Origin of the sequence: Sphingomonas fucosidasi (assembly GCF_036663855.1) — a bacterium.
GTDB lineage: Bacteria > Pseudomonadota > Alphaproteobacteria > Sphingomonadales > Sphingomonadaceae > Sphingomonas > Sphingomonas faeni_B.
In genome coordinates, this window is sequence record NZ_JAXOJR010000016.1 from 51,956 (window position 1) to 62,064 (window position 10,109).

The following is a 10,109-nucleotide window of genomic DNA, read 5'->3' on the forward strand; positions in this document are numbered from 1 at the left end:
CCTTCTCCCCGAGGGGAGCGGGATCGCGGGGCAGCCTTGGTGCTGCTCCGTCATCCCCGCGCAGGCGGGGATCCATATACTCCGGGGCCGGTAATCTATTAGGACGCTAGCCAGTATGGGTTCCCGCCTCCGCGGGAATGACGGTAATTCTCCGTTGCGCGCCTTCGCGAACAAGAATTTTCCGTCCCGTCTCCACCCAGTTTCGATGCACGCGCCGCGCAGCGCTTCACATCTCGGGCCTCGCCGCCTAAGGTCCGCGCCGCCCCGCCAATCACAATTCGAGATTTATGACGCCTCCGCGCTACAAACGTATCCTGCTGAAACTGTCGGGCGAAGTCCTGATGGGACCGTCGGGCCTGTCGATCGATCCGACCGTCACCGCCCGCGTCGCGCAGGAAATCGCCGACATCAAGGCCAAGGGCTATGAGATCTGTATCGTCGTCGGTGGTGGCAACATCTTCCGCGGCATGGCCGGTGCGGCACGCGGTATGGACCGGGCGACCGGCGATTATATGGGCATGCTCGCGACCGTCATGAACGCGCTGGCCGTGCAGAATGCGCTGGAGCAGATCGGCGTCGACACGCGCGTCCAGTCGGCGATCCCGATGGCGTCGGTCTGCGAGCCGTTCATCCGCCGCCGCGCCGAGCGTCACCTCGAAAAGGGCCGCGTCGTGATCTTCGCGGCAGGCGTTGGTAGCCCTTATTTCACCACCGATTCGGGCGCCGCGCTGCGTGCTGCCGAGATGAAGTGCGATGCGCTGTTCAAGGGCACTTCGGTCGACGGCGTGTACAACGCCGACCCGAAGACGCACCCCGACGCAGTGCGCTACGAAACGGTCACGTACAGCCGCGTGCTGTCGGACGACCTCAAGGTCATGGACGCGAGCGCGATCGCGCTGTGCCGCGACAACAACATCCCGATCGTCGTCTTCAACATCCGCGAGCCCGGCAATCTCGCCGCGGTGCTGGCGGGTGATGGCGTGTCGACGATCGTCCAGAACGAGCAGGAGCTTTAAGATGGCTGCATACGACAAGACCGACCTCGAACGCCGCATGGCGGGTGCCGTCGAAGCGCTGAAGAGCGATCTCGCCGGCCTGCGTACGGGCCGCGCCTCGACCGCGTTGCTCGATCCGGTGATGGTGACGGTGTACGGCTCGTCGATGCCGCTGAACCAGGTTGCGACCGTGTCGGCGCCCGAGCCGCGCATGCTGTCGGTGCAGGTCTGGGACAAGTCGAACGTCGGTCCGACCGACAAGGCGATCCGCTCGGCCGGTCTCGGCCTCAACCCGATCGTCGACGGCCAGACGCTGCGCCTGCCGATCCCGGATCTGACCGAAGAGCGCCGCAAGGAGCTCGCCAAGCTTTCCGGCCAGTACGCCGAAAAGGCGCGCATCGCGGTGCGGAACGTCCGCCGCGACGGGATGGATTCGCTGAAGGTCGACGAGAAGAAGGGCGTATTCGGCGAGGACGAGCGCAAGCGTCACGAGACCGAAGTCCAGAAGCTGACCGACAGCATCATCGCCGAGCTCGATGCGACCGCGACCGCCAAGGAAAAGGAAATCCTGGGCAAGTGAGGGCGTTCGGCGCCGCTTCGGCGGGGGCTACTTCCGCCGCGCCGCTCGTCGCCGTCCCCTCGGGCGGGGCGGTGCCGCGTCATGTTGCGATCATCATGGACGGCAATGGCCGCTGGGCGAAGAAGCGGTTCCTGCCGCGCTTCGCCGGGCACAAGGCCGGCGTCGAGGCGGTGCGCAAGGTAACGCGCGCGGCGCGGGCGATGGGGATCGAGGCGCTGACGCTGTATGCGTTTTCGTCCGAGAACTGGCGGCGTCCGGCCGAAGAGGTCAGCGACCTGATGGGGCTGCTGCGGCATTTCATCCGCAGCGACCTCGACGAACTCGCGCGCGAGAACGTCCGGCTGCGCGTGATCGGCGACTATCACAGCTTTTCGCCCGATCTGGTGGCGATGGTCGACGACGCGATCGCGCGGACCGCGAGCAATACCGGTCCGATTCTCGCGATCGCGCTCAACTACGGCGCGCATGCCGAGTTGGTGGGCGCGGCACGCCGCCTTGCCGAACGCGCCCGTGACGGTACGCTTGATCCTGCCAGCATCGAGGTCGGCACGATCGAGGCCGAACTCGACACGCACGATCTGCCGCCGCTCGACCTGATGATCCGCACCTCGGGCGAGCAACGCCTGTCAAACTTCCTGTTGTGGCAGGCGGCCTATGCCGAGCTCCTGTTCGTCGACACGCTATGGCCCGACTTTGATGCGGCAGCGCTTGCTGAGGCGGTCGCGGCATTCGGCCAACGCCAGCGCCGCTACGGTGGCCTGTGAATCTTACCGACCCTGAAAAAGCACCCGATCAGGCGCTTCGAACTCCGTCCAATCTCAAGCTCCGGATGATCGCCAGCGTCGGCATGATCGTCGTCGCCAGCATCGCGCTGACGCTCGGCGGGATCGCGTTCTGGCTGCTGGGCGTGGTCGCGGCGCTGTTCATGATGGCCGAATGGTCGATGCTCCAGGGCGCCGACGCCAAGACCAAGCGGATGACGCAGTTCGCGCTGTCGGTCCCGCTCGCGCTGATGGCGCCGGCGTCTTTGATCCTGGTGATCCACGATTTCTTCACGCTCGGGCTGCTCGCGGGCGCGGCGTTCTTCGTCGTCATCACGACGCGCAAACCCAAGCTGGCGCTCGGTATCGTCTATTGCGGTCTCCCCGTACTCGCGCTGATGATTATCCGGCGGCAGGACGAGGGCATCCTTTACACGCTGTGGGCGCTATCGCTGGTGTGGGCCTGCGATATCGGCGCGTTCTTCACCGGGCGGACGCTGGGCGGGCCCAAGCTCGCACCGGTGATCAGTCCGAACAAGACATGGTCGGGGCTGATCGGCGGCGTCGTGCTGGCGAGCGCGGTCGCGGCGGTGCTGCACACGCAATACGGCCTGCCGATGCGGATGACACTGGCGACCCCGGTGCTCGCCGTGCTCGCGCAGATGGGCGATCTTTACGAGAGTTGGTTGAAGAGGGTGGCAGGCGTGAAGGACAGCGGCAACATCCTGCCCGGGCATGGTGGCGTCATGGATCGCCTCGACGGCCTGGTCCCGGTCGCGCCGGTCGCGGCGTTCCTCGTCCTGCTGCCGCATTTCTACGCATGAAGAGCGTCACGATTTTGGGGGCGACCGGCTCGGTCGGTACCTCGACGCTCGACCTGATCGAGCGTGAGCCCGACCGCTTCCGCGTCGTCGCGCTGACCGCCAATTGCGACGTGACAAAGCTCGCCGCGGCTGCGATCCGGACCAAGGCGGAGTTTGCCGTCGTCGCGGACGAGGGCTGCCTGCCCGAACTTCGTGAAGCGCTGGCCGGCACGGGGATTCGTGCCGGTGGTGGTGCCGAGGCTATCGCCGAGGCGGCGTCATCGGGTGCGGACTGGACGATGGGCGCGATCGTCGGGTGTGCGGGGCTCAAGCCGGTGATGGCGGCGATCGAGCAGGGCGGCACCGTCGTGATCGCCAACAAGGAGCCGCTGGTTTCTGCCGGCGACGTCATCCTTGCCGCGGCCAAGCGGACCGGCGCGACGCTGTTGCCCGCCGATTCCGAGCATAACGCGATCTTCCAGTGCTTCGACGCGAGCCGCCCCGAGGGCGTCCGCCGCATCATCCTGACGTGCAGCGGCGGGCCGTTCCGCGACTGGACGACCGAGCAGATGCGCGGCGTCACGCTCGAACAGGCGGTCAAGCATCCCAACTGGTCGATGGGCGCGAAGATCTCGGTCGATTCGGCAACATGCATGAACAAGGGCCTCGAACTGATCGAGGCCGCGCGGCTGTTTCCGATCCCGCATGACCGGATCGAGATCGTCATCCATCCGCAATCGGTGGTTCACAGCCTGGTCGATTATGTCGATGGGTCGGTATTGGCGCAACTTGGTCCGCCCGACATGCGGACGCCGATCGCGCATACGCTCGCCTGGCCGGACCGGATGGCGACGCCGATGGCCCCGCTCGATCTGGTCGGAATCGGCCGACTCGAGTTCGAGGCGCCCGATCCGGTGCGCTTTCCGGCGCTGCGACTCGCACGCGAGGCATTGGACGCAGGCGGGGCGCGGCCGGCGATTCTCAACGCCGCGAACGAGTTCGCGGTCGAGGCCTTCCTCAAGCGTCGCATTTGTTTCCTCGAAATTGCCGCAATCGTAGAGGATACGCTAATGCGCTATAACCCGGCCGCACCGGACAGCGTCGATGCCGTGCTGGCGATCGACGCCGAGGCGCGGATCTTGGCGGGCAAGCGTGTGAAGGATTGCGCGGTTTGATCGAAACACCCGGTATCCTGCTGACGATATTGTCGTTCGTCCTGGTGATCGGACCGCTCGTGTTCGTGCACGAAATGGGCCATTACCTCGCCGGGCGCTTTTTCGGGATCAAGGCGGATGCCTTCGCGGTAGGCTTCGGTCGCGAGATCGCAGGCTTTACCGACAAGCGCGGGACCCGCTGGAAGTTCGGCTGGCTCCCGCTCGGCGGCTATGTGAAGTTCGCCGGCGACATGAACCCGGCAAGCCAGCCCTCCGCCGAATGGCTATCGCTGCCCGCCGAAGACCGCCAGCGCACCTTCCAGTCGAAGCCGGTATGGCAGCGTGCGATCGTCGTCGCCGCGGGACCGGTCGTCAATTTCGTCGTCGCGATCCTTATCCTTGCCGGTTTCGCGTTCGCATATGGCGACATCCGCATGCCGCCGGTCGTCGGTGGCACGGTGCCCGGCAGTGCCGCGGCTGCAGCCGGATTGCAGGTCGGCGACCGGATCACCGCGATCGGCGGCCGTTCGGTCGAGACGTTCGACGATCTCGCCCGCTTCGCCCGCATCCGCGCCGGCGAGAGCACGCGGATCGACGCGGTGCGTGGCGGCCAGACGGTGTCGCGCGACCTCGTGATCGGCACCGAATTGCAGCGCGATCGCTTCGGCAACGAGTATCGGATCGGCCGCCTCGGCATCGCCGGTTCGAAGCCGGTCATCGTTCCCGTCAGCCTGATCGAAGCACCGGTCGTCGCGGTGAAGCGCACCGGCCAGATCGTGTCGATGATGGTCGAGACGCTGGGGCAGGTCATCACCGGGCGCCGCTCCGTGAAGGAACTCGGCGGACCGCTCAGCATCGCCAAGGTGTCGGGCGAGCAGATGTCGCTCGGGCTCGACGCCTATGTGTTCCTTATCGCCCTGGTTTCGATCAATCTGGGGTTCATCAACCTGCTGCCAGTGCCGATGCTGGATGGCGGTCACCTGTTCTTCTATGCGATCGAAGCGGTGCGCAGGCGCCCGGTCGAGCCGCAGGTGCAGGAATGGGCGTTTCGCGGCGGCCTCGCGGCGATCCTCGCGCTGATGCTGCTGGTGACCTTCAACGATCTCGGCAATTTCGGGCTGTGGAAGAATCTGGCCGGCTTGATCGGCTGACCACGATAGGGCAGGGCGGGCGCGCCTTGTATGTGCACGTTTTTAAGGTGGGTTTGGTGACAGCGATCAACGGTTACGATTTCGCGCGCAAGGGCGCCCTGCTGCTTGCAGGAACGATCCTGTCGGGCGTTCCCGCGCTGGCACAGACCGTGCCTGCCGGTTCCGCGACTCCCAGCCCGTCTTCGGGCCGGCAGACGCCGACGACCGCTGCGCCTGTAGTTGGTGTAACGCCCGTCGCCGCACCGGTATCCGTGCGCACCATAAAGACTTTGCGCGTCGAGGGATCGCAGCGGATCGAGCCCGAGACGGTGTTGTCCTACACCAAGCTGCGCGTCGGCATTCCGTACACCGCCGAGACGCTCGATCAGGCGTTGAAGGACCTGCAGGCGAGCGACCTGTTCGCGGACTACTCGATCGCGGGTGTCGAGAATGGCAACATCGTGCTCCGGGTTCGCGAGAACCCGATCATCAACCGCGTGATCATCGAGGGCAACAAGGCGCTGAAGAGCGACAAGATCACGAAAGAGATCAGGCTCGCGCCGCGCCAGATCTTCACGCGTACCGCGGTCCGCCAGGACATCGGCCGGATCATCGAGCTGTATCGCCGCCAGGGCCGCTTCGGCGCCGTCATCGATCCGAAGATGGTCAATCTCGACCAGAACCGCGTCGATGTGGTGTTCGTCGTCAGCGAGGGGCCGAAATCGAAGGTTCGTCAGATCAACATCCTCGGCAACGAGGTGTTCTCCGACGACCAGATCCGCGGCCAGATGGCAACCAAACAGGCACGCTTGTTCCGCCTGCTCTCGTCGGCGACCAGCTACGATCAGGATCGTCTCTCGTACGATCAGCAGAAGCTCCGCCAGTTCTACCTGACGCAGGGCTATGCCGATTTCCGCGTGACCTCCGCCGTCGCCGAGCTGACGCCGGACAAGAAGGACTTCATCATCACGTACGTGGTGGAGGAAGGTAAGCGCTACAAGTTCGGCGACGTCACCGTCGACAGCCAGATCCGCGACTTCGACAACAGCAAGCTCGCAGCCACGCTGCCGCTCAAGAAGGGTGACTGGTACAACGCGAAGCTGGTCGAAGACTCGGTCGACAATCTTAGCCAGACCGCGGGTCTGTTCGGCTATGCCTTCACCGAAGTGAATCCGGAGTTCCAGAAGGACGCCGAGACGCTGACGATGGGGATTAATTTCAACATCGCCGAAGCCAAGCGGACCTATGTCGAGCGTGTCGAGATCAACGGCAACACGCAGACCCAGGACAAGGTCGTGCGGCGCGAGATCCGGCTCGCCGAGGGCGACGCGTTCAACAGTTTCCAGGTCAAGCGGTCGCAGGATCGCATCAACTCGCTCGGCTATTTCGCCGACAAGATGGAGATCAAGCAGCTGCCGGGCTCGGCGCCCGACCGCGTAATCCTCGAGACCAACCTCGAAGAGAAGTCGACCGGCGAGCTTCAGTTGTCGGCAGGCTATTCCAGCCTCGAGCGCTTCATCATCCAGGCGAACATCACGCAGCGCAACTTCCGCGGCAAGGGCCAGGAACTGCGCGCCGGCGTGAACTATTCGAGCTACTCGAAGTCGATCGAGCTGGGCTTCACCGAGCCCTATCTGTTCGACAAGAACATTGCGCTGGGTGGCGACATCTTCCGCCGTGATTACAATTCGTTCAATTTTGTCGGCAACGATCGGCAGACCAATTATTCGCAGGTTTCGACCGGCTTCCAGCTTCGTACCGGCGTGCCGCTGACCGAATTCTGGTCGCTGTCGGGCCGCTATGGCCTGTCCTACGACGAGGTTGGTCTCGACAACCAGTTCCTGAACGCCGACGGCTCGTGCAACCTGCTCGTGGCGGGACGCTATCTGTGCGACGCGATCGGCAATCGCTGGACGTCCTCGGTCGGCTATTCGCTCAGCCGCGACAATCTCAACAGCCGCTTGCGCCCGACGGCCGGTTCGCGCTTCTCGTTCAGCCAGGACTTTGCGGGTCTCGGTGGCGACGTGAAGTATATCCGAACGCGTTTCGAAGGGTCGAAGTACCAGAATCTCGGCAGCGGGTTCATCGGCTCGATCATCGCCGAGGGCGGCTATATCCATCCGCTTGAAAAGGCGCGCAGGGAGGGATCGGACGCGGTCCGGATCACCGATCGTTTCTATCTCGGCGAACCGCAGTTCCGCGGCTTCGATATCCGCGGCGTCGGACCGCGCATTCTTCGCGCGGCCTACAGCAACGGCACCCCGACCCAGGTTCTCGCGACCGATCGCAACTCGATCCAGGACGATGCGCTGGGTGGGCGCGCTTATTACCTGGCGCGTGCGGAAATCGAGATTCCGTTGGGCTCGGGCGCGCGCGAGCTCGGCTTGCGGCCGTCGATCTACGCGCAGGTGGGCAGCCTGTTCGGCATCGCTAGGCCGTTGCCGACCGCGACATTCGAGACGGTCACCGATCCGACCACGGGCAAGGACTATGTGAAGTCCAACTTTACGCCCGCGGTGAACTCCCTGGGTGCGCCTCTCTATACCTATACGACCACCGACACGTCCGGCGCGCCGGTGACGGCGAACACGACGTGCGAGAGAGGTTCGCCCGACTCGGCGGGTACGTCGTGCATCGGTACGATGGCCAATCCACGCGCGCAGACCGAACAGACGCCCTTCGTCGAAAGCTTCCTCGGCAACTCGGCCAAGCCGCGTCTGTCGATTGGTGTCGGCGTCAACTGGAACTCGCCGTTCGGCCCGCTCCGTATCGATCTCGCCAAGGCCTTGCTCACCCAGAAGGGTGACGACCCCAAGCTCATTACTTTCAACGTAGGGACACAGTTCTGATGACGACGTTCAAGACGCTTCTCCTCGCCGCAGCGCTCGTCGCGCCGGCTGCCATCACCACGACCGCTGCCGATGCGCAGGTTTCGGGTATCGCCGTCGCCGATGCGCAGGGCGCGATCGCCAACTCGAAGGCCTGGAACGCTGCGCGTGGCCAGATCGAGACGACCTACAAGGCCCAGCTCGACCAGGCCGAGACCCGTCGCCAGGCCGTCGCGCGCGAGTTGCAGCCGCTGGTCACCGCGTTCCAGACCGCCCAGCGCGCGCCCGGTGCGACCGAAGCCACGCTGCGCCCGCAGGCTCAGGCGATCCAGACACGTGAGGCCGCGGCCAACCAGGAACTCGCTCGCCTGACGCAGCCTGCCCAGCGCGCGCAGCAATATGCGATCGAGCAGATCCAGGCGAAGCTCAGCGACGCCGTGACGGCGGCCGTTCGCGCGAAGAACGTCAGCCTGTTGCTGCGTCCCGAGGCTGCGCTGTTCGCTCAGCCGACCGCCGACATCACTGCTGCGATCACTACCGAGCTCGATCGCCTGGTGCCGTCGGTCAGCACGGCCGTACCGGCGAACTGGCAGCCGAACCAGGCTGGCCAGCAGCAGCAGGGTGCCGCACCCGCCGCAGCCGCGCGTGCGCCTGCCGCGACGCGCACCCCGCAGGGTCGCTAAGTCACATCGATGACCGAGACCGTGACCGATACTGCTGGAAAAGGCATGGGCTCGCTCGATATCGGGCGCGTCATGGCCGCGTTGCCGCATCGCTATCCGATGCTGCTGGTCGATCGTGTCGAGGATCTGATCCTCGACACGTCGATCACCGCGATCAAGGCGGTGTCGATGAACGAGCAGTTCTTCCAGGGACATTTCCCTGGGCGCCCGATCATGCCGGGCGTGCTGATCGTCGAGGCGATGGCACAGGCCGCGGGGATTCTCGCGGTCGAGTCGCTGGGGCTCGCGGGTTCGGGCAAGCTCGTCTATTTCATGGCGATCGACGGGGCGAAGTTCCGCAAGCCGGTCGAGCCGGGCGTTTTGCTGAAACTCGAGGTGAATTTCGTCCAGAAGCGGGGTTCGGTCTGCAAGTTCGCCGGCCGCGCTCTGGTTGACGGACAACTGGTGGCGGAGGCGAACTTCACGGCGATGATCGCCGACCCGCCCAAGGCCTGAATCGCTTCGAAGCACGCATTCTTGTAAAATCGGGCGTGTCCGTGTACGGGCGCGCCTTCCTTTCAGGCTGGTCGGAACCAGCCACCTACCGGAGAATTGCCATGAAGGCCGACACGCACCCCGATTATCACATGATCACCGTCCAGATGACGGATGGCAGCAAGTACCAGACCCGCACCACCTGGGGTAAGGAAGGCGATGTGATGACGCTCGAGATCGATCCGCTCGCGCATCCGGCATGGACCGGCGGCCGCGGCACGATGCTCGACACCGGCGGCCAGGTCGCGCGCTTCAACAAGCGTTTCGGTGGTGGCCTTACGCTCCGCAAGTAATCCGGTATCGACCAGGCCCGACCCGAAACTTCGGGCAGGGCACCTAGTGGATCCCATTCGAGGGCATTTAAGCCGGCGCCGCTACCAAGCGTGCGCCGGCTTTGCTCGTTTTCGGACCACGTAGCCGCAGCCAGCGGCTTGGGAAGCTGGCCGGAGCTGGGACCATTCGGGGCCGGCGACCGGGTGACTTTTCTGGGGGGCGCCTTGTTCCTGCTGTCGCACGGCGCTGAAAGCGCAAAACCTTGCCGGGATTGCGCTTGCGCGCCTCCACCCCCGCTAGGAGGCCGGGAGGGCGCTTTTGGTCTGGAAACCGAAAAACTGACCTCAAACTGTAAAAAAGCATTTGAC

10 protein-coding genes are annotated in these 10,109 nt (G+C 64.7%); all 10 read left to right on the top strand.

Annotated features, from left to right (window positions below):
- Window positions 1-287: 287 nt before the first annotated feature.
- Window positions 288-1,016, top strand: a complete 729-nt coding sequence (gene pyrH, locus U1737_RS20060) for a UMP kinase (RefSeq protein WP_107954783.1) — start codon at window positions 288-290, stop codon at window positions 1,014-1,016.
- A gap of 1 nt (window position 1,017) precedes the next feature.
- The gene (frr, locus tag U1737_RS20065; protein ID WP_132738138.1) at window positions 1,018-1,575 is read left to right on the top strand and encodes a ribosome recycling factor; all 558 of its coding nucleotides are present in this window, start codon (window positions 1,018-1,020) and stop codon (window positions 1,573-1,575) included.
- Entirely contained in the window at window positions 1,572-2,339 is a 768-nt protein-coding gene (locus U1737_RS20070) for an isoprenyl transferase (RefSeq protein ID WP_349238518.1), read from the top strand. Before frr ends, U1737_RS20070 begins: the two co-directional genes overlap by 4 nt.
- Before the next feature lie 65 nt (window positions 2,340-2,404).
- Complete coding sequence (locus U1737_RS20075) at window positions 2,405-3,160, top strand: phosphatidate cytidylyltransferase (RefSeq protein ID WP_248525208.1); 756 nt, start codon at window positions 2,405-2,407, stop codon at window positions 3,158-3,160.
- Window positions 3,157-4,314 (top strand): 1-deoxy-D-xylulose-5-phosphate reductoisomerase, encoded by a 1,158-nt coding sequence (locus tag U1737_RS20080; RefSeq protein ID WP_332798020.1) that lies wholly within the window; start codon window positions 3,157-3,159, stop codon window positions 4,312-4,314. Before U1737_RS20075 ends, U1737_RS20080 begins: the two co-directional genes overlap by 4 nt.
- Window positions 4,311-5,444 carry an RIP metalloprotease RseP gene (gene rseP / locus U1737_RS20085; RefSeq protein WP_332798021.1) on the top strand — a complete coding sequence of 378 codons (1,134 nt, stop codon included), beginning with the start codon at window positions 4,311-4,313 and terminating at the stop codon, window positions 5,442-5,444. Before U1737_RS20080 ends, rseP begins: the two co-directional genes overlap by 4 nt.
- A gap of 53 nt (window positions 5,445-5,497) precedes the next feature.
- Window positions 5,498-8,272, top strand: a complete 2,775-nt coding sequence (bamA, locus tag U1737_RS20090) for an outer membrane protein assembly factor BamA (RefSeq protein ID WP_332798026.1) — start codon at window positions 5,498-5,500, stop codon at window positions 8,270-8,272.
- A complete protein-coding gene (locus U1737_RS20095; protein ID WP_332798022.1) occupies window positions 8,272-8,934 on the top strand; it encodes an OmpH family outer membrane protein in 663 nt (220 codons plus the stop codon). The genes bamA and U1737_RS20095 overlap by 1 nt, the downstream gene beginning before the upstream one ends.
- 45 nt (window positions 8,935-8,979) lie before the next feature.
- Window positions 8,980-9,429, top strand: a complete 450-nt coding sequence (fabZ, locus tag U1737_RS20100) for a 3-hydroxyacyl-ACP dehydratase FabZ (RefSeq protein ID WP_332798027.1) — start codon at window positions 8,980-8,982, stop codon at window positions 9,427-9,429.
- A 101-nt stretch (window positions 9,430-9,530) separates the two neighbouring features.
- Window positions 9,531-9,761 carry a 50S ribosomal protein L31 gene (gene rpmE, locus U1737_RS20105; protein WP_055880673.1) on the top strand — a complete coding sequence of 77 codons (231 nt, stop codon included), beginning with the start codon at window positions 9,531-9,533 and terminating at the stop codon, window positions 9,759-9,761.
- Window positions 9,762-10,109 lie beyond the last annotated feature (348 nt).

Excerpts from the sequence above, each read along its gene's own strand:
- pyrH (WP_107954783.1), top strand. The coding sequence starts at position 288 with ATGACGCCTCCGCGCTACAAACGTATCCTGCTGAAACTGTCGGGCGAA.
- frr (WP_132738138.1), top strand. The coding sequence starts at position 1,018 with ATGGCTGCATACGACAAGACCGACCTCGAACGCCGCATGGCGGGTGCC.
- U1737_RS20075 (WP_248525208.1), top strand. The coding sequence starts at position 2,405 with ATGATCGCCAGCGTCGGCATGATCGTCGTCGCCAGCATCGCGCTGACG.
- U1737_RS20080 (WP_332798020.1), top strand. The coding sequence starts at position 3,157 with ATGAAGAGCGTCACGATTTTGGGGGCGACCGGCTCGGTCGGTACCTCG.
- U1737_RS20095 (WP_332798022.1), top strand. The coding sequence starts at position 8,272 with ATGACGACGTTCAAGACGCTTCTCCTCGCCGCAGCGCTCGTCGCGCCG.
- fabZ (WP_332798027.1), top strand. The coding sequence starts at position 8,980 with ATGGGCTCGCTCGATATCGGGCGCGTCATGGCCGCGTTGCCGCATCGC.
- rpmE (WP_055880673.1), top strand. The coding sequence starts at position 9,531 with ATGAAGGCCGACACGCACCCCGATTATCACATGATCACCGTCCAGATG.